Origin of the sequence: Pseudomonas sp. F9001, from assembly GCF_013385435.1 — a bacterium.
Classification (GTDB): Bacteria; Pseudomonadota; Gammaproteobacteria; order Pseudomonadales; family Pseudomonadaceae; genus Aquipseudomonas.
Genome location: NZ_JACAPX010000024.1, coordinates 267,871 through 287,743, shown reverse-complemented (window position 1 = coordinate 287,743; position 19,873 = coordinate 267,871). Strand labels below are relative to the sequence as shown.

11 protein-coding genes are annotated in these 19,873 nt (G+C 63.4%); 10 read left to right on the top strand and 1 reads right to left on the bottom strand.

Features of this window, described 5'->3' with window-relative positions:
* The first annotated feature begins 36 nt into the window (after positions 1-36).
* The 6 genes from HX818_RS22890 (at position 37) to HX818_RS22865 (ending at position 8,747) form a co-directional block, all read left to right on the top strand.
* On the top strand, positions 37-2,109 hold the full coding sequence (locus HX818_RS22890) for a TonB-dependent copper receptor (protein WP_023659364.1): 2,073 nt from the start codon (positions 37-39) through the stop codon (positions 2,107-2,109).
* Positions 2,110-2,227: 118 nt separating this feature from the next.
* A complete protein-coding gene (locus HX818_RS22885) occupies positions 2,228-3,610 on the top strand; it encodes a PepSY domain-containing protein (RefSeq protein WP_177020778.1) in 1,383 nt (460 codons plus the stop codon).
* Between the two features lie 152 nt (positions 3,611-3,762).
* Complete coding sequence (locus tag HX818_RS22880; RefSeq protein ID WP_177020777.1) at positions 3,763-5,868, top strand: TonB-dependent siderophore receptor; 2,106 nt, start codon at positions 3,763-3,765, stop codon at positions 5,866-5,868.
* Positions 5,869-6,007: 139 nt separating this feature from the next.
* Complete coding sequence (locus HX818_RS22875; RefSeq protein WP_003217364.1) at positions 6,008-6,796, top strand: ABC transporter ATP-binding protein; 789 nt, start codon at positions 6,008-6,010, stop codon at positions 6,794-6,796.
* The gene (locus HX818_RS22870; RefSeq protein WP_177020776.1) at positions 6,793-7,740 is read left to right on the top strand and encodes an ABC transporter substrate-binding protein; all 948 of its coding nucleotides are present in this window, start codon (positions 6,793-6,795) and stop codon (positions 7,738-7,740) included. The genes HX818_RS22875 and HX818_RS22870 overlap by 4 nt, the downstream gene beginning before the upstream one ends.
* The gene (locus HX818_RS22865; RefSeq protein ID WP_177020775.1) at positions 7,737-8,747 is read left to right on the top strand and encodes an iron ABC transporter permease; all 1,011 of its coding nucleotides are present in this window, start codon (positions 7,737-7,739) and stop codon (positions 8,745-8,747) included. The genes HX818_RS22870 and HX818_RS22865 overlap by 4 nt, the downstream gene beginning before the upstream one ends.
* On the opposite strand, the gene HX818_RS22860 is transcribed toward HX818_RS22865, so the two are convergent.
* Complete coding sequence (locus HX818_RS22860; RefSeq protein WP_177020774.1) at positions 8,744-14,665, bottom strand: hypothetical protein; 5,922 nt, start codon at positions 14,663-14,665, stop codon at positions 8,744-8,746. The genes HX818_RS22865 and HX818_RS22860 overlap by 4 nt on opposite strands.
* A gap of 297 nt (positions 14,666-14,962) precedes the next feature.
* Between HX818_RS22860 and urtA the strand changes: the two genes are divergently transcribed.
* From urtA to urtD, 4 genes are all read left to right on the top strand, one after another.
* On the top strand, positions 14,963-16,228 hold the full coding sequence (gene urtA, locus HX818_RS22855) for an urea ABC transporter substrate-binding protein (protein ID WP_003217372.1): 1,266 nt from the start codon (positions 14,963-14,965) through the stop codon (positions 16,226-16,228).
* 132 nt (positions 16,229-16,360) lie between these two features.
* The gene (gene urtB / locus HX818_RS22850) at positions 16,361-17,863 is read left to right on the top strand and encodes an urea ABC transporter permease subunit UrtB (RefSeq protein WP_003217374.1); all 1,503 of its coding nucleotides are present in this window, start codon (positions 16,361-16,363) and stop codon (positions 17,861-17,863) included.
* Positions 17,863-18,942: an urea ABC transporter permease subunit UrtC gene (gene urtC / locus HX818_RS22845; RefSeq protein ID WP_008439056.1), complete on the top strand. Its 1,080-nt coding sequence runs from the start codon at positions 17,863-17,865 to the stop codon at positions 18,940-18,942. The genes urtB and urtC overlap by 1 nt, the downstream gene beginning before the upstream one ends.
* Positions 18,939-19,799, top strand: a complete 861-nt coding sequence (gene urtD / locus HX818_RS22840) for an urea ABC transporter ATP-binding protein UrtD (protein WP_003217378.1) — start codon at positions 18,939-18,941, stop codon at positions 19,797-19,799. Before urtC ends, urtD begins: the two co-directional genes overlap by 4 nt.
* The last annotated feature ends 74 nt before the right edge of the window (positions 19,800-19,873 follow it).

Genomic DNA, 19,873 nt, shown 5'->3' with positions numbered 1-19,873 from the left:
GGCCGTGTTGTTTACGAATGAATGATGGAATTTTTCATGTCCAGGTTTTCTGCTGACACCCGTTTGGGATGTACTCCCGTTTTCGCCGTTCTGTGTGGCGCGCTGCTGGTTCCTCAGGTCCACGCCGACGAGCCTGCCGACCAGAACGAACTGAGCCCGACGGTGATCACCGCCATTGCCCCCAGCTCACCACTGACCGTCGTCACCAACCCGAAAGACCCGCGCCAACCGGTGCCCGCCAGCGATGGCGGCGACTACCTCAAGACCATCCCCGGCTTCGCCCTGGTGCGCAACGGCGGCACCAACGGCGACCCGGTGCTGCGGGGCATGTTCGGCTCACGTCTGAACATCCTCACCAACGGCAGCATGATGCTCGGCGCCTGCCCCGGCCGGATGGATGCGCCCACCTCCTATATCTCACCGGAAACCTACGACAAGCTCACCGTGATCAAAGGCCCGCAAACCGTGCTCTGGGGTCCGGGCGCTTCAGCCGGCACGGTCCTGTTCGAGCGCGAGCCCGAGCAATTCGGCGAGCTGGGCACCCGGGTCAACGCCAGCATCCTGGCGGGCTCCAACGGGCGTTTCGACAAAGTCGTCGACGCAGCAGCCGGCGGGCCGCTGGGTTATGTGCGGGTGATCGGCAACCAGGCCCACGCCGATGACTACAAGGACGGCAACAACGACACCGTCGCCTCGCGCTACGACAAGTGGAACGGCGACGTGGCCGTGGGCTGGACCCCGGACGCCGACACCCTGCTGGAACTCACCGCCGGCCGTGGCGATGGCGAAGCCCGCTACGCCGGGCGTGGCATGGACGGTTCGCAGTTTTTGCGCGAAAGCCTCGGATTGCGCTTCGAGAAATCGAACATCGGCGAGGTGCTGGATAAGGTCGAAGCGCAGGTCTACTACAACTACGCCGACCACGTGATGGACAACTACACCCTGCGCGTCCCGTCGGGCACCGGGATGATGGCCGGGCCCATGGCGGCCAACGTCGACCGCCGCACCCTCGGCGCCCGTATCAAGGCCACCTGGCGCTGGGCCGATGTGCAGTTGATCAGCGGCATTGATGCACAAACCAACGAACACCGCGAACGCAGCGCCATGGGCGTCGACACCTACAAGGACCTGCCCCGCAGCAAGGACGCCAACTTCCACAACTACGGGGTGTTCGGCGAACTGACCTGGTACGCCGCCGACCGCGACCGGCTGATCACCGGCGCCCGCGTCGACCGCGCCTCGGCCAAGGATTTCCGGCAAACCATCAGCTCCGGGATGATGAGCAGCCCCAACCCCACCGCCGGTAAAACCCGCGCCGATACGCTGCCGTCGGGCTTTGTGCGCTACGAGCACGATCTGGCGGACAGCCCTGCCACCCTGTACGCAGGGCTTGGGCATTCGGAGCGTTTCCCTGATTACTGGGAGCTGTTTTCTCCCGACACCGGGTCGGTCGGTTCCGTGAATGCCTTCGACGGTGTGAAGCCTGAAAAAACCACCCAGCTGGATTTTGGCCTGCAATACAAATCCGCCGATCTCGATGCCTGGGCCTCGGGCTACGTCGGCCAGGTGCGTGATTTCATCCTGTTCGACTACCAGCCGGGAATGATGGGCACCACCTCCCAGGCGCGCAATGTGGACGCGCGAATCATGGGCGGTGAATTGGGCGCAGCCTACAAGCTGACCGCCAACTGGAAGGCCGATGCCACCTTCGCCTACGCCTGGGGCAAGAACACCAGCGACGGCAAACCGCTGCCGCAGATCCCACCGCTGGATGCGCGCTTCGGGCTCACCTACAGCCAGGACGACTGGAGCGCCGGCGCCTTGTGGCGGGTGGTCGCGGCGCAAAACCGCATCGACCAGAACAAGGGCAACGTGGTGGGCAAGGACTTCGACAAAAGCTCGGGGTTTGGCGTGTTTTCGCTGAACGCGGCGTATCGCATCAACAAGAATTTCAAGGTCAGCACCGGCGTCGACAACCTGTTCGGCAAGGCGTACGCCGAGCACCTGAACCTGGCCGGCAACGCCGGGTTCGGCTACCCGGCTAATGACCCGCAAGCCATCAAGGAACCGGGGCGCACGCTCTGGACCAAGGTGGACATGAGCTTCTAAGCGCATCGCAGGCAAGCCAGCTCCCACAGTTGCAATGCATTCCCCTGTGGGAGCGGGCTTGCCCGCGATGGCGTCCTCGATAACACAAAAAATCCAAGCCTTTGCGGAGCACATCCTGATGAACCCACCGAAGATTTCCTTCTACAACCTGGCCTGGCGCTGGCATTTCTACGCCGGGCTGTTTGTCGCGCCGTTCATGGTGCTGCTGGCCCTGACCGGCATCATCTACCTGTTCAAACCCCAACTCGACCCGCTGATGTACGGCAACCTGCTGACCGTGCAAAGCGCCGAACACGCGCTGAGTGCCGACGAGCAACTGCAACGTGCCCAGGCTGCCTATCCACAAGGCAAGATCAGCAAGTACCTGCCACCTGCCGACGCCACCAGCAGCGCGCAATTCGTGATGCACAACGACGGGCGCGAAGTGACGGTATTCGTCGACCCGTATCGCGGCACCGTGCTCGGCGAACAGGACGCCAAGTACAACCTGCAAGCCATCGCCCGCGCGCTGCATGGCGAGTTGATGATCGGCACCGTCGGTGATCGCCTGGTGGAACTGGCCGCCGGCTGGGGCGTGATGCTGGTGATTTCGGGCGTGTATCTGTGGTGGCCGCGAGGCAAGTCGGCGGCGGGCATTCTGTGGCCACGGCTGGGCAGTCGCGGCCGCTTGTTCTGGCGCGATTTGCACGCGGTCGCCGGTTTCTGGGGCGCGGCGTTCCTGCTGGTGATGCTGCTCAGCGGCATGACCTGGACCGGCTTCTGGGGCAAGCAATACGCCGACCTGTGGAATAAATTCCCGGCGGCCATGTGGAACAACGTGCCGCAGTCCGACCAGCAGGCCCGCAGCCTCAACACCGCGAGCCAACAGACCGTGCCGTGGGCCATGGAAAACACACCGATGCCGATGTCTGGCGAGCATGCCGAGCACATGAAGCACGCCGGCATGAGCCAGGGCCCGGCAGCCCCGAGTATCCGCCTGCAACAGGTGGTCGACCTCGCCAACTCACGCAAGGTCGAGCCCGGCTACAGCATCACCTTCCCCACCACTGCCGAAGGCGTGTTCACCCTCGCGGTGTTCGCCAACGACCCGCGCAATGACGCCACCCTGCATGTGGACCAATACACCGGCAAGGTCCTGGCCGATGTGCGCTGGGAGCACTACAACAGCGTGGCGCGGGTTACCGAATCGGGCGTGATGCTGCACGAAGGCAAGATGTTTGGCGTGGTCAATCAGATCATCGTGCTGCTGATTTGCCTGATGATCCTGCTCAGCGCCGTCAGCGGTGTGGTGATCTGGTGGAAGCGTCGGCCACAGGGCAGCCTGGGGGTTCCACCGTTGCGCCATGACCTGCCGAAATGGAAAACCGCGATGGTAATCATGCTCGGGCTGGCGATTGTCTTTCCGCTGGTGGGCGCCTCGCTGATCGTCGTCTGGGTACTGGATCGCCTGGTGCTTTCACGGTGGTTTGGCCAACGTGAATCTGCCTCAGGTTCAGCGTGAAACAGACGAGATGCCCTACCTAGAGGCGTTATGTAGTCTTACGCGGGCTTTCGCTCACGCCGCACAAAGTGTTATGTTGTAACACTTAATGTGCTCTCCCACTCGCCGCGCCCTGCGGCGAGTACCGTCTCGAAGAAGCGATTTATCGTCCGATGAACAAGTACCTTGCGTCCGGCCTGTGCCTGCTCGCCCTGCAAAACACTGCCCAGGCCCTGACGCTTCCCGCCAGTGCCGTCTCCGCCCCCGCTGTCGACGACGAGCGCGTCGACCTGCAAACCCCGACCACCGCAGGTTCGCGCTTGAACCTCACTGCCTTGCAAACCCCGGGCAGCGTTGAAAGCCAGACCGGCAAGCAGATTCGCGCCCGGGGCGATGCCACGGTGCAGGACGCGATTTCCCGGGCCACCGGCATCAGCCGCACCGGCACGCCGGGCGACGGTGGTACCTCGTTGTCGGCACGCGGGTTCACCGGCCAGAGCTCGGTGCTGCAGTTGTACGACGGCGCGCGCATGTTCGATGGCGCGGGCACTTCCACCTTCCCGGTGGACACCTGGTCCGTTGAGCGGGTGGACGTACTGCGCGGCCCGGCCTCGGTGATGTACGGCCAGGGCGCCACCGGCGCGGTGGTCAACACCATCGCGAAGAAACCCTTCGAGGGCGAGATCGAAAACCATATCCGCCTGGGCTACGGTTCTTATGACCGCCAGCAGCAAGCCCTCGACAGCGGCGGCTCGCTGACCGACACCCTGAGCTATCGCCTGAACATCAACCGCCTGCGCAGCAACGGTTTCATCGACCGCGGCGAGTCCGGCAGCGACTTCGTCAGCGGTGCCCTGCGCTGGCAGGCGGCGGACAACCTGAGCTTCACCCTGGCCTCCGACTACGGCGACCAGACCCCGCAAAACGACTACGGCACACCGCTGATCAACGGCCAGTTGCACAAGGGCCTGCGGGACAAGAACTACAACGCCAGCAACGATATCCAGCACTACAACGACCAGTGGACGCGCCTGACCAGCGAGTGGCAGATCAACGACAACGTCACCGCCACCAATGAACTGTCCTACCTGAAAAACCAGCGCCGCTGGCAGAACGCCGAGAGCTACAACTACGTCGACGGCGGCCTGGTGCGCCAGAGCTACCTGGGCATCAAGCACAACCAGGAACAGGTGGGCGACCGCCAGACCTTCACTTTCAAGCACACGCTGTTCGGCCTCGACAGCCAGACGGTGACGGGGGTGGAGTACAACCGCATTCGCTTTCGCCTGGCCAGCAACTCGCCGTTCGATGACCTGACGAACGCCGGCCAACCGGTGGACATCAACCACCCGGTACCGCAGCCGTTTGAAAGCGCCAGCCCCTTCGTCCCGCAGTCCGTCAGCACCACCAAACAGCTGGCCGCGTTCGCCGAAAACCGCCTGCAACTGACCGATAAACTGTCGCTGATCACCGGCGTGCGCCGCGATTACCTGCACATCGACAGTGACTCCCTGGTGGATGGCAGCGACTCCAACAAGACCTTTACCGGCAACAACTGGAAAGCCGGCCTGGTCTACGCGATCACCCCGGACACCTCGGTCTACGGCCAATACGCCACCAGCACTGACGGCGTTGGCAGCCTGATCACCCTGAGCCCGAGCCAGCAGCAGTTCGGCCTGTCCACCGCCAAGCAAACCGAGATCGGCCTCAAGCAGGCGTTCTGGGACTCGCGGGGTGAATGGACCCTGGCGGCCTACCACATCGTCAAAAAGAAACTGTTGGTGAGCATCCCAGGCACCACCCTCAAGGAACAAGTCGGCCAGCAATCCTCCAACGGCTTGGAAGCCAGCCTCGACCTGCAACTGCCCGATGCCTGGCAACTGCAAGCCAACGCTGCGATCGTGCGGGCGCAGTACGACGACTTCTCCGAAGTGGTCAACGGCCAGTCCGTGTCCCGCGACGGCAACCGCCCCACCGACGTGCCGCGTCGCACCGCCAACCTGTGGCTGAGCAAGGCCATCACTGACGACGTGCGTGCCGGTGCGGGCGTGCGTTATGTAGACTCGCGTTTCGCCAACACCGCCAACACCAGCGAAGTGCCGAGCTACACCGTGGTCGACGCCAGCGTTTCATGGAAAGCCATGCGCAACACGACATTGGGCCTGCAATTGAATAACCTGTTCGACCGCACTTACGCCGTCAGCCAATACAACGACGGCCAGCAATGGATCCTGGGCGAGCCGCGCTCGTTCTTCGTGACGGCGGACTACACCTTCTAACTGAACGCAACACTGTCCAAATGTGGGAGCGGGCTTGCTCGCGAATGCGGTGTGTCAGGCACTGTATCTGTTACTGATCCACCGCTTTCGCGAGCAAGCCCGCTCCCACATTTGTCCTGTGTTGGACCTGAGAGTAAAGATGACCTCACTCAACCTCACCGCCCTCGCCTGGACCCCACCAGGCCACGAGCACTGTCATCACCAGTTCCAACTGCGTGACGCCAGCCTGCACGTGAACGCCGGTGAGTTCGTCGGGCTGATCGGGCCCAACGGCAGCGGCAAGACCAGCCTGCTGCGCTGCGCCTATCGGTTCAGCAAACCGGCTGACGGTGAGGTGCTGCTGGAACACCAGAACGTCTGGAAGCAATCCTCGAAGTGGTGCGCGCAACGCATTGCCGTGGTGCTCCAGGAGTTTCCCGACGCCTTCGGCCTGCGGGTGGATGAAGTGGTCGCCATGGGCCGCACACCGCACAAGGGCCTGTTCGACAGCGATACGCTTGAAGACCAGAACCTGATCCGCCAGGCCCTCGATAACGTCGGCCTGCTGGGCTTTGAAGACCACGCCTTCGCCACCCTCTCGGGCGGTGAAAAGCAGCGGGTGATCCTCGCCCGCGCCCTGGCCCAGCAACCGCAACTGCTGATCCTCGACGAACCGACCAACCACCTCGACCCGCGCTACCAGCTGCAATTGCTGCAACTGGTCAAGCGCCTGAACATCGGCACCCTGGCCAGCATTCACGACCTGAACCTGGCCGCGGCGTTCTGCGATCGGCTGTATGTGATCAACCACGGGCGCATCGTCGCCAGCGGCACACCTCACGAAGTGCTGACCGCCGAATTGCTGCGCGAAGTGTTCGGCGTTGAAGCATTGATCGACACTCACCCCTTGTCCGGCTACCCCCGAATCACCTGGATAACCCAACCATGATCCTGCGCTCCCTGCTGTCTCTCGCGTTGCTGCTCGGCACTTCCCAGGCGTTCGCCGAAGCGACCCATTACCCGCTGAAAATCCAGAGCTGCAACCGCGAAGTGACCTTCGCCGAGGCACCGAAACACGCGGTCAGCCACGACATCAACATGACCCAGATGATGCTCGCCCTGGGCCTCAAGTCGCACATGGCCGGCTACAGCGGCGTGACCGGCTGGAAGTCGGTCACCCCGGAAATGGCGCAGATTCTCGACGGCCTGCCGGAACTGGCGAGCAAATACCCGTCGGTGGAAACCCTGCTCAATGCCAACGTCGACTTCTTCTTCGCCGGCTGGGACTACGGCATGCGCGTCGGTGGCGACCTCACCCCGCAAACCCTGCAACCGTTGGGCATCAACGTCTACGAGCTGACCGAGTCCTGTGCCTTCGTGATGAAGCGCCCGGCGGCCACCCTGGAAGACACCTATAACGACCTGCGCAACCTGGGCAAGATCTTCGATGTGCAGGACCGCGCGAATGCCTTGATCGCACAGATGCAGGCACAGGTCGCCCAAGTGCAGGAAAACCTGCCGGCCGACAAGCCCCGCGTGTTCCTCTACGACAGCGGCGAAGACCGCGCCATGACCTCCGGCCGCCTGGGCATGCCCCAGGCGCTGATCGACGCCGCCGGTGGGCGCAACATTCTCGATGACGTGGACGCCAGCTGGACCCGGGTCAACTGGGAAACCGTGGTGGAGCGCAACCCGCAGGTCATCGTGATCGTCGACTACAGCGAAATCACCGCCGAGCAAAAAGAGCAGTTCCTGCTGAACAACCTGGCGCTGCAATCGGTGGACGCGATCAAGAACCAGCGCTTTATCGTGATCCCCTACGTGCAAGCCACGCCGGGCATCGACAACGTGCTGGCGGTTGAAACCCTGGCCAAGGGGTTTCACGGCGAATGATCACCCGTCGCTATGCCCTGCTGCTGAGTGCCCTCGGCGCGTTGTTGCTGATCTCGTGCGTGGTCTCGCTGGGGTTCGGCTCGGCGCGGGTACCGGTGGACGTGGTGTGGCGGATCCTGCTGCATAAAGCCTTCGGCGCTGGCGAGGTGGACTGGAGCGCGGGGCAGGAACATATCGTGTGGCTGATCCGCGTGCCGCGCATGTTGCTCGGTGCGTTGGTAGGCGCCGGGCTGGCGTTGATCGGTGCGGTGTTGCAGGCCGTCACACGCAACCCGCTGGCGGATCCGCACCTGCTGGGCGTGACCTCCGGCGCCACCCTCGGCGCGGTGATCGTGGTGCTGCATGTGGGTGAAGTGATCGGCCTGCTGACCCTGCCCATCGCGGCGTTCATCGGTGCGTTGCTGAGCATGATCGTGGTGCTGGCGGTGGCCAGTCGCAACGGTCGGCTGGAGAGTGACCGCCTGCTGCTGTGCGGGGTGGCGGTGTCGTTCGTGATGATGGCGGTGGCCAATTTGCTGCTGTTCATGGGCGACCATCGCGCGGCCTCGGCGGTGATGTTCTGGATGCTCGGCGGCCTCGGGTTGGCGCGCTGGGAACTGCTGGCCATTCCCTTCGCCACGGTGTTGCTGGGGCTGGTGTTGCTGCTGGGGATGGCTCGCCCGTTGAACGCGCTGATGGCCGGCGAGCAGACCGCCGTGACCCTGGGCCTGAACGCGCGCAATGTGCGGCTCAAGGTGTTCCTGATCGCCTCGCTGATGACCGGCGTGCTGGTGTCCATCAGCGGTTCCATCGGCTTTGTCGGGCTGATGGTGCCGCACATTGCCCGGCGCCTTGTAGGTGCCGAACACCGGCGTTTGCTGCCGGTGTGCGTGCTGTTGGGCAGTGTGTTCCTGGTGTGGGTGGATGTGGCGGCCCGCACGATGATTGCCCCCGAGGACCTGCCCATCGGCGTGGCCACGGCGGCCATTGGCGGGCTGTTTTTTATCGGGCTGATGCGGCGGCGTTAAACCCCCTGGTCGGCCTGCTTGAATGCATGCAACAAGCGCCGCGCCACCTGGCTGCGGGGTTGCCAGAAGCGATCGGTTTCCAGGATGGTCAGCTTGCCCGAGGTCGCCAACCGGCGGATCACCTCGCTGGGCTTGACCTTCACCACACCCGTGTCTTCGTCGATCCAGTCATCGCGCAGCAACTGGCTTTCGTCTGCGTGATAGCTGGGCTCATAGACAATCAACGCGCCGTGCACCGGGGTGAAGTAGTAACGCGCCCCCGCGATCTTGTCCTGGCGCAGCATCTCGATGAACCCGCGGATTTCCTTCTGGGCAATGAAGTTGTGGGCCAGGCCTTCTTCGTAGCGATCCGCCAGATGCTGGCGCTCGGTGTCGAGCTTGAACAACTGCTGGACGCCCATCACCTTGTAGCCCGCCGGGTAGCGGGTCGATGTGCCGGGGTAGCCGAGGTTCATGATGCCTTCGAACAATGCCTTGTAGGCCGGTGTGTCCGGCCGCAGTCCCACGGCCACCGAGGGGCCCGGGTCTGCCACCGGTTGCACGGCGATGAAGGTGTCGCTGTCGCCGTTGCCCAGCACCGCTCCCAGCCGCGCCTGGTGCTCCAGCGGCACAACCTGTTGCCATACCTGGCGCGCGGCATCGTCCGGGTGGGCGCACAACGGGCCCAGGGCCATGCGGGTATCGCGCACTGCCAGTGTCGTGGCCAGGCGCTTTATCCGGGGCAACAAGGCATCCCAGAACGGGCTGCTGTCGAGTACCCGCAGCTCGCCGGACTCCACCAGTTTCAACACATGGCTGTCGATGCTGCCACGACTGTTGAGGTGTTTCAGATACGCCGCCTGCCGGCGGCTGGAATCCCAGTCCGGGTCGATCCTCACCGCCTGGTACCGAAACAGTGAGCCGTCGGCACATGACACATGCAACGCCAGGAACCGCTCACTCTGTGCCACCCGCAAAAAGCTCAGCGCCGCCAGCACCACGGCCGGAGCCATCAGTTGCGCGTAGCCTTCGGCCTGGGGCAACTCGGGCGCAGCACGCTGCGGCAGCCTCAGATACAGGCCTTGCAGGCTGTACCCGCTCGGCAACTGCCCGCGCAGGAACGCCCGGTCGAGGGCAAAGCCCAGGTCGTCGCCCTTGACCGGCGCACAGGCGACAAAATGCCCATTGTCGGAGGACTTGAGAATCACGCCAAAACTCAAATCGGCGCGCCCCTGGGCGTATTGATGACCATAGCGTGCCGCGTCGTCGGCATGCTTGAACACCGGGCCCAGCTGCCGATCCGCCACGGCATGGACCGCCGCCTGCGGCGCAACGTAGGCCAGGCCGGGCATCCAGCCCGGCAGCACACGCTGGGCAGAGCCCCACAACGGGCCGCCCTCCAGTACCTGCAAAGTCCCCACCCGCGCCAGCTGATTGACCAGCTCGGTGGGGCTCTTGCGGCCGCTGCGCATCTGCTGCTCGACGGCATTGCTGTAAGGGTCGTGCAGCGCCAGGCTGTTGGGGGCCAGGGAGGTTTCCAGGTGGCTGAGCAACTGCGTCGCTTCGTTGCGCCGGGCCGAATCCAGCAAGCTGCGCTCGGCGTCCTGGGTACTGAAACCGATGAGTGAGCCGTCGGGCGTCAGCAGGTATTCGTGGGTCCACAGGTGACCCGACTTCAGGGCGGTCTCCAGTACTTTGGTCGAGAACAGGTTTTGATACACCGCGTTTTCTTCAGAGGGTAACCAGAACTCCAGCACCCGGGCGACACGTGACCGGTAGCGCGCGACCATTTTCCAACCAGGGGCCAGCAGCGCCTGGCTGACGTCCAGGCCCGGCAGGATGACGTTCGGGTCGAAGTCTTCACTCAACACCGGCACCGCCAGGGTCGCGACAAACTTGCCGTTGCGCTGCAACACCAGCCCGCCTTGCAGCGTGTCGCGCTGTGTGCCCAGCTGTTGGTGGGCGTAACGCACCGCATCGGCCTGGTTGCTGAACAGCGGGCTCAATGGGCGACGCATAAAGTTGGCGAAGGCGGTCCATGGGGCCTGGCTGACATCCAGCTTACCCGCCAACGCCCAGCATTCGCTCGGCACCAAAACGCTCAACCAGCTCAACTTCGCCACTTCGTTGACAAACCCGACCGCCGAGAGCTGCCCGCTGGCCATCAAGGTCTGCACGTCTTCATAGACCCCCGACGGCTGGCGGACCGGGTTGAACAGCGTCGATGCCACCGGCGTTTGTACCTGCAGCAGCGCCTGGTCCAGTGTCGAGATAAACACCGGCAAGCCCGTCAGTGCGCCTGTCTCCCGTTGGCGCTTGGCCTCGACGGTGGCACTGGCCAGATCCCCGGCCGAAATAAAATGCTGCGCCAGCCAGTGTTCGGCGGTGGTCAGCCCCTGTGGCATCCAGTTGCGCCGGTAAACCAAGGCGTGAAGTTGATAACCCGCGGGGTAAATGAACTCGCTTTCGTCATCCACGGCAAACACGGCGCTCAAGGCGAACAGCCCGGCCCTATCCCAGGCGGGTACAAGCTCGGAGCAGACAAAGGCGTCCTGATCGCGATGCTTGAGCATGAAACCGAAACCGGTTTGCGTCGGTGCTTCATGGTCCAGGCGCGTGTGCAGTGCCCGAGCCGCGTCAGCGGCACTGGCGCAGACCGGGCCATAGGCAATCTGCTCCGGACGTTCGCGCCGGGGTATCGGCAGGCGTGGCCGCCAGTGTTCGGCGATCAGCCCCGGCGCGCCCCACAACGGGTTGGCCTGCACCACCCGCACGCTGCCGGCCGCCGCCACCTGGCTGATCCACTCCCGCGCCGTCAGCGTGCCGCTGGCCAGGTTGAGGGCCGTTGGGCTGCGATGGGGCAAGGGGTCGAGCGCCTTGAACAGGTTCGCCTGGGCGGCAGAGTCGATCAGGTCATACGCCAGCAAACAATCTTCGGCGCCCGACAGGTAGGCCACGGACACCTGTTGGCGATTGCGGATCAGCGTGTGCACGTCCAGGGCGCTGAACATCTGCGCCTCCAGGCAGGCATCGTCCCGCGACCAGCCCGGGCGCTGCAGGCGCTCGGGTTCCAGCAACGAAACCCCGCGGCTGGAACCGTACACGGCCTTCAGCATGTGACCGGGCGGGAGCAGTGAGCGGCCCTTGACGTCCTGAGGGTAGACAACGCCCAGGGCAAAGCGCCCGGCGTCGCTGGCCGGCAATGGCTCAGTGGCCACGTAGAGACCGTCCGGGCGCTGCAGGATATAGCCGCAGTATTCGCCCTCACGCCAGCTGCCGATTTGCCCGTGGGCATAGCGTGCCGCGTCTTCTACCTGGAGAAACCCGCGGCTCAGTTGCGGGCGGGGTGCCAGGGCGTAAGGTCGCCAGGTGTCGGCGACCAGCCCCGCCACATCCCACAACGTGCCCGGTTGCAACACCGACAGCGCCCCGGCGGCGGCGACCTTTTGGATCATCTCGTGGGGCGTCACGGTGGCGGCCCGCAGTTCATCCCCCAGCCCGTTGTCCGTCACCCGGCCATCGGGCAGCACCTGGTAGAGCTGGCTTTCCTCGGCCGAGCCGGAAGCGTCATAGGCCAGCTGAGCGCCGTCCGCCGTGCTGAGGTAGAAGGCCAGATTGCTCTCGGGGTGGATGCGCAGCGCGGCAATCCCCTGGGCAAAATCCGTGGTGTCGATAAAGCCCTCGTACAACCAGGGTTCGGCGCCGATGCCGGTGGCGTCCGGTGCGCTGCGGCAGTACCAGCCACGCAGGGCGAAGCCTGGCGGCAGGCTGGCATTGCCAAAAACATTCGCCAACACGAAAAGGGTTTCGCCGGCGGGTATCGGTGCGCAAGGCTCGCTGACCACATACTGCTCTGCACTCGAGTGTTTGAGGATGCAACCGACTCGCCGGCCATCCGCCGTTGCCTGCATACGGTCATGGGCATAACGGGCGGCGGTTGCCAGGTCAGTGAAAACCCAGCTCAGGGGCATATCAATGGGGGCTGCGGCGGCGAAAGGCGTTTCGGGCTCCCAGGTGGCCGGGACCCGGCCCTGGACGTTGTACCAGGTCTCATCCGCCAGCAGCACCGTCAACTCACCGAGTTTTACCAGCTCTTTGATCAGCCCTTCACGCGTGCCGTCAAAACCTTGTACGCGGGCCACTCCCTGGCCATCGCGTTCAACTTGTGCCAGGTACTCGCCGAATTCACGCTCGGCCCGAGAGCCGCTGACAGCGTATTTGATCAACGTACCGTTTGTTCCGCTGGTGTAAAGCACCTTGATCTGATCGGAAAAAACCAGCGTCATGTCGATTGCTTGAGTCGACGGTGTACTGATCAGGAACGCCAGCTGTCGCGAGGTTTTTTGAGGATAGTTGGCACGCACCTCGGCCAGGTCGTAGACAGCTCGATTGAACTCGCCAACCATTTGGTGCCCTTCAAGCTCGACCCGCGTCAGAGCGTTGTCGGTGGGCAATGCCCCACCCCACAACGACAGCCACTTTTCAGGGTTTGACAGACTGGAGGCCACAAACAGCCCATCGCTGCGCTTGAAGATGTAAGCCTGGAGAAAAGAGCCGTGGGGTGAACCCACCTTGTAATGCAGGTAGCGTGCGACATCATCGGCAGTGACGAAGGCAGGGCTCAGCGACGCATGGACTTTCGCGAAGGCGCGCCATTGCGGTCCTACCACCCCGGCCTTGTCCCATATCCGTCCGGGCTCAACCACCGTCAGCGTGCCCACGGCAGCCACTTGCCGGACAAACTCGGAAGGGCTCAAGGTAGCATCCTTCAAGCGTCCGTCGAGATCCGCGCCGCGATTGGCGAACAGCTGGGACTGCGCCTGCGAGCCGGTGCAGTGGTACATCAGCAGCGCGCCGTCGTTGGCGCGCAAGTAGAAGTGCAAGCCCAGGTCGTCGGTCCCCGCCATCATCACCACGGCAGCCAACGCAGAAGCCGTGAAGAAGTTTTCCGCCAGCCACGACTCTTTCGCCACGGTCGGTTTCGCTTGCGGTGATAGGGAGCAGTAAATACCGAAGGTCAAAAACTCACTGTCCGCCTTGTGCACTTTTGGCAGTGACAACTTGCCACTGGTCAGCGCAAACGCCGCCTTGAGTTCATCCGACGGAAATTCGGCCACGTACTGGTTCGACGCGCTTTTGTACAGGTAGCCAAAGAGACTCTCCTGCCGTGCAAACCCCAGCGGCGGCAAGACTGATCGCACCGCGTCCTGCCACCGGCGGCTGACTTGGCTGGCGAGAGGCGCCAGTGCGTTCTGCCCGATTTGCGACAGGGTTTGATTGAGGGTCCACGGCGCCAGCAGTTGGCCAGGCTTTCCACCCAGCTCGGCGTTGGCAACGATGACCCGCAGGTAGCCGGCCCTGGCCGTCTGATTGATAAAGGCGATGTAGTCGTCGAAATCGGCCGCAGGCTTGGCCGCCATCAACGTGTTCAAGAAGCTGGCCTCAGTCGCAGAGCCGCTGCTTTCATACTGGATGAGCGAGCCATAGAACCCGGACAGGTAGTAACGGGTGCACAGCATGCGCACCTGGATGATGATGCGCAGGATATTGATGGGGAAAAAGCTGCGATCCAGGCGGCGCTGCGCGCCTGTCCAGTGCTGTATCTGCGCGGAGCGTCGGGTGCCATCCTCGCCGCGCGAACTGTACAGGGCGTGAACGCTGTGGCCCTCGTACGCCAGGAAATTCCTGTTGGCATCGACCTTGAGCAGGTCGCTCTGGAAATCGAATGCAGTGGCGGTGCCGGCCACCGGCACGCTTGGCAGGTACATCCCGTCATCACGCTTGAAAACCAGCCCGCCAAATACCGTCTCGCGCCGGTTGCCGATCTGTTGATGCGCCCAATGGGCGGCATCGTGATCGGTAACGAACGCCGGCCCCAGATGGGGAACCGGCCTGCGCGTGCTCGCCGCTTGATCGTCTTGAATGTGAGTACTGTCCATGTTCATCGTCACTTGAGTGAAGTTAAGAAAACTGGCGCTGCCCCTGGGTTGCCGGGGGCACCAGGCAGGCTTCACTTTCAAGGGTTTGGCTGGACGCAGGCATTAGATAGTTAAGGCTCGGGGCGCCAGGCACCATCAGGGTGCGCCTGCACGCACAGCCTGCGTTGATTGGCGCCGCATTGGTGCATCGCCCACCCCCACAGCCCGGTCACGGCTCGCGCGCACCACGATTGCGCGCCCCGGCACAGCCTTTGCAATCACTCCCTCATCACATCATTGAGTCATGGAGATTGCACAATGAAGCGTCGCAGCTTGATCAAGGCTTTCACACTGTCGGCATCCATCGCCGCGATGGGCATGACCTGGACGGTACAGGCCGCCGAGACCATCAAGGTCGGCATCCTGCACTCGCTGTCCGGGACCATGGCGATCTCCGAGACCTCGCTCAAAGACATGGCGCTGATGACCATCGACGAGATCAACGCCAAGGGCGGCGTGAACGGCAAGATGCTCGAACCGGTAGTGGTGGACCCGGCTTCCAACTGGCCGCTGTTCGCTGAAAAGGGCCGCCAGTTGCTGACCCAGGACAAGGTCGCCGTGGTGTTCGGTTGCTGGACCTCGGTGTCGCGCAAATCGGTATTGCCGGTGTTCGAAGAACTCAACGGCCTGCTGTTCTACCCGGTGCAATACGAAGGCGAAGAGATGTCGCCGAACGTGTTCTATACCGGTGCGGCGCCGAACCAGCAGGCGATCCCGGCGGTGGAATACCTGATGAGCGAAGAAGGCGGCGGCGCCAAGCGCTTCTTCCTGCTGGGCACCGACTACGTGTACCCGCGCACCACCAACAAGATCCTGCGTTCGTTCCTGCACTCCAAAGGCGTAGCGGATAAAGACATCGAAGAGGTCTACACCCCGTTCGGCCACAGCGATTACCAGACCATCGTGGCCAACATCAAAAAATTCTCCGCCGGTGGCAAGACCGCAGTGATCTCCACCGTGAACGGCGACTCCAACGTGCCGTTCTACAAAGAGCTGGCCAACCAGGGCCTGAAGGCTACCGACGTACCGGTCGTCGCCTTCTCCGTGGGTGAAGAAGAACTGCGCGGCATCGACACCAAGCCGCTGGTGGGCAACCTCGCCGCCTGGAACTACTTCCAGTCGGTGGAGAACCCGGTGAACAAGAAATTCGTCGCCGACTGGAAAGCCTACGCCAAGGCCCACAACCTGCCGGGCGCGGATAAAGCCGTGACCAACGACCCGATGGAAGCCACCTACGTGGGCATCCACATGTGGGCGCAGGCGGTGGAGAAAGCCAAGTCCACCGACGTCGACAAAGTGCGTGAAGCCATGGCCGGGCAGACCTTTGCCGCGCCGTCCGGCTTCACCCTGACCATGGACAAGACCAACCACCACCTGCACAAGCCGGTGATGATCGGCGAGATCCAGTCTGACGGGCAGTTCTCGGTGGTGTGGCAGACCCAGGAGCCGATTCGTGCCCAGCCGTGGAGCCCGTACATTCCGGGGAATGACAAGAAGCCGGATTACGCCGTCAAGAGCAACTAAGACCGCCGCACTGATCGTTCCCACGCTCCGCGTGGGAATGCATCCCGTGACGCTCTGCGTCACACAGCGGACGCAGAGCGTCCAAGGCGGCATTCCCACGCAGAGCGTGGGAACGATCTATAGGAAACTGCCATGCCCACTGCCCTATACCGCTTCATCCTCGCCGCCCTGCTGTTGCTACCCCTCGCCGCACACGCCAGCGACGCCGAAGACTTCATCAACGCCAACCCGATGCAACAAGCCAAGCTGCTCCAGGACTGGGCCGCCCAGCCCGACCCGGCGCGCATCGAGCTGGTGGACGCCCTGCAACAAGGCCAGATCAGCGTCAACGGCGAAACCAAGACCGTACGCCTGAACAACCGCCTGCGCGGCCTGATCGACAACGTGCAAGCCAGCCAGGAATTGCTCGCTGCCGACCCCAAGGTGCGCCTTGCCGCCGCCCAGACTCTGCAAAAAAGTGCACAACCTGCGCAGCTGAAATTCCTCGACCAGCAACTCGCCGGCGAAACCAATGATGACGTACACACAGCCCTCAGTCTCGCCCTGGCCAACCTGCAACTGGTAGACCCCGACCCGGCCGTGCGCCTGGCCGCCGTGCGCTTGCTCGGCGGCACCGGCGACCCGCTGGCCCGCACTCGCCTGGAAGCCTTGCTCGCTCCCGGCGTCGAAGCCGACGCCACGGTGCACACCGCCGCCGAGACCAGCCTGGCCCAGGTCAAACGCAAACTGATGGTGGGCGAGATTCTCGGCCAGGCCTTCAGCGGCATGTCCCTGGGCTCGATCCTGCTGCTGGCGGCGCTCGGCCTGGCGATCACCTTCGGCCTGCTCGGGGTGATCAACATGGCCCACGGCGAGATGCTGATGCTCGGCGCCTACTCCACCTATGTGGTGCAGTTGCTGATGCAGCGCTACGTGCCCCAGGCCATCGAGTTCTACCCGCTGATCGCGCTGCCGGTGGCGTTTTTTGTCACCGCCGCCATCGGCATGGCCCTGGAGCGCACGGTGATTCGTCACCTCTACGGCCGCCCGCTGGAAACCCTGCTCGCCACCTGGGGCATCAGCCTGATGCTGATCCAACTGGTGCGCCTGGTGTTCGGTGCGCAGAACGTTGAAGTGGCCAACCCCGAGTGGCTGTCCGGCGGGATCCAGGTGCTGCCCAACCTGGTGCTGCCGTACAACCGCATCGTGATCATCGCCTTCGCGCTGTTCGTGGTGGTGCTGACTTGGCTGCTGCTGAACAAGACGCGCCTGGGCCTCAACGTGCGGGCCGTCACCCAGAACCGCAACATGGCCGCCTGCTGCGGCGTGCCCACCGGACGCGTGGACATGCTCGCCTTTGGCCTCGGCTCCGGCATAGCGGGCCTCGGTGGCGTGGCCCTGAGCCAGATCGGCAACGTCGGCCCGGACCTCGGCCAGAGCTACATCATCGACTCGTTCCTGGTGGTGGTGCTCGGTGGTGTCGGCCAGTTGGCCGGTAGCGTCATGGCCGCCTTCGGCCTGGGGATAGCCAACAAGATTCTTGAACCGCAGATCGGTGCCGTGCTCGGCAAGATCCTGATCCTCGCGCTGATCATTCTGTTCATCCAGAAACGCCCGCAAGGACTCTTCGCACTGAAAGGACGGGTGATCGACTGATGAACCAGCCATTGATGCTTACGGCCGCGCAAAAGGCCGGCCCCAAGGTGACCGTCGCGGTCGGTGCAGTGGTGCTGATCCTGCTGCTGGCGCTGCCGTTGTTCTCGCTGTTGTCACCGGAAAATCCGCTGCACGTTTCCGCCTATACCCTGACGTTGGTGGGCAAGATTCTGTGCTACGCCATCGTCGCCCTGGCGCTGGACCTGGTGTGGGGTTATGCCGGGATGTTGTCCCTCGGGCACGGCCTGTTCTTTGCGCTGGGCGGTTATGCCATGGGCATGTACCTGATGCGCCAGGCGTCCGGCGATGAGCTGCCGGCGTTCATGACCTTTTTGTCGTGGACCGAGTTGCCGTGGTACTGGACCGGCACCAGCCACTTCCTCTGGGCAATGTGCCTGGTGGTGTTGGCGCCGGGATTGCTGGCGCTGGTGTTCGGATTCTTCGCCTTCCGCTCACGGATCAAGGGCGTGTACTTCTCGATCATGACCCAGGCCCTGACCTTCGCCGGGATGCTGTTGTTCTTCCGCAACGAGACCGGGTTTGGTGGCAATAACGGCTTTACCAATTTCCGCAGCATCCTCGGGTTTGGCATCACCGAGCCGGGCACGCGAGCGGCGCTGTTTGTGGCTACCGTGGTGTTGTTGGTGGCGAGCCTGTTCATCGGCTGGCGCCTGGCCCAGAGCAAGTTCGGCCGGGTGCTGACGGCACTTCGGGATGCGGAAAATCGCCTGATGTTCTGCGGCTACGACCCGCGCGGCTTCAAGCTGTTCGTGTGGGTGTTGAGCGCGGTGCTGTGTGGTTTGGCGGGCGCGTTGTATGTGCCGCAAGTGGGCATCATCAACCCCAGCGAAATGTCGCCGACCAACTCCATCGAGGCCGCTGTGTGGGTGGCCCTCGGCGGGCGTGGAACCTTGATCGGCCCGCTGCTGGGCGCCGGTGTGGTCAACGGCATGAAGAGCTGGTTCACCGTGGCGTTTCCTGAGTATTGGCTGTTCTTCCTCGGTGCGCTGTTCATCATCGTCACCCTGTATTTGCCCAAGGGTGTGATTGGCCTGCTGAAGAAGAGGGGCGACCAATGAGGATCACAGCGACGGCCGAATTTATGCTCGAACCTATCCTTGAACCCAATAAAGACCAAGGCAGCGCCCGCGATGCCATTGGCCTCGGCCAGGCTGCCGGCAAAGGCCTGAACACCCGCCACGGCACGATCCTGACCCTGGAAGACATCAGCGTCAGCTTCGACGGCTTCAAGGCGTTGAACGACTTGAACCTGTACATCGGCGTCGGCGAATTGCGCTGCATCATCGGCCCCAACGGCGCGGGCAAGACCACGCTGATGGACGTGATCACCGGCAAGACCCGGCCCAGCCACGGCAAGGCCTGGTTCGGCGAAACCCTCGACCTGACGAGCATGAGCGAAGTGCAGATCGCCCAGGCCGGCATCGGTCGCAAGTTCCAGAAGCCCACGGTATTCGAAGCCCTCAGCGTGTTTGAAAACCTGGAGCTGGCGCAGAAGACCGACAAATCGGTGTGGGCCAGCCTGCGGGCGCGCTTGAGTGGCGAGCAGAAAGACCGCATCAGCGAAGTGCTCGACACCATCCGCCTCACCGCTTCAGTCAATCGCCCGGCCGGCTTGCTGTCCCACGGCCAGAAACAGTTCCTGGAAATCGGCATGCTGCTGATGCAAGACCCGCAACTGTTGCTGCTGGATGAACCGGTGGCGGGCATGACCGATGCCGAAACCGAGTTCACCGCCGAGCTGTTCAAGCGCCTGGCGGGCAAGCATTCGCTGATGGTGGTGGAACACGACATGGGCTTTGTCGGCTCGATTGCCGACCACGTGACGGTGTTGCACCAGGGCAGCGTGCTGGCCGAAGGGTCGCTGGAACAGGTGCAGGAAAATGAGCGGGTGATCGAGGTTTACCTCGGCCGCTGAACCTGATCGTTCCCACGCTCCGCGTGGGAACGCATCCGGTGACGCTCTGCGTCACACGGCGGACGCGGAGCGTC

Bases quoted from the DNA above. Each gene is read 5' to 3' on its own strand.
- HX818_RS22890 (WP_023659364.1), top strand. From the start codon at position 37: ATGTCCAGGTTTTCTGCTGACACCCGTTTGGGATGTACTCCCGTTTTC.
- HX818_RS22865 (WP_177020775.1), top strand. From the start codon at position 7,737: ATGATCACCCGTCGCTATGCCCTGCTGCTGAGTGCCCTCGGCGCGTTG.
- urtA (WP_003217372.1), top strand. From the start codon at position 14,963: ATGAAGCGTCGCAGCTTGATCAAGGCTTTCACACTGTCGGCATCCATC.
- HX818_RS22885 (WP_177020778.1), top strand. From the start codon at position 2,228: ATGAACCCACCGAAGATTTCCTTCTACAACCTGGCCTGGCGCTGGCAT.
- HX818_RS22875 (WP_003217364.1), top strand. From the start codon at position 6,008: ATGACCTCACTCAACCTCACCGCCCTCGCCTGGACCCCACCAGGCCAC.
- HX818_RS22860 (WP_177020774.1), bottom strand. From the start codon at position 14,665: ATGGACAGTACTCACATTCAAGACGATCAAGCGGCGAGCACGCGCAGG.
- urtD (WP_003217378.1), top strand. From the start codon at position 18,939: ATGAGGATCACAGCGACGGCCGAATTTATGCTCGAACCTATCCTTGAA.
- HX818_RS22880 (WP_177020777.1), top strand. From the start codon at position 3,763: ATGAACAAGTACCTTGCGTCCGGCCTGTGCCTGCTCGCCCTGCAAAAC.
- urtB (WP_003217374.1), top strand. From the start codon at position 16,361: ATGCCCACTGCCCTATACCGCTTCATCCTCGCCGCCCTGCTGTTGCTA.
- urtC (WP_008439056.1), top strand. From the start codon at position 17,863: ATGAACCAGCCATTGATGCTTACGGCCGCGCAAAAGGCCGGCCCCAAG.
- HX818_RS22870 (WP_177020776.1), top strand. From the start codon at position 6,793: ATGATCCTGCGCTCCCTGCTGTCTCTCGCGTTGCTGCTCGGCACTTCC.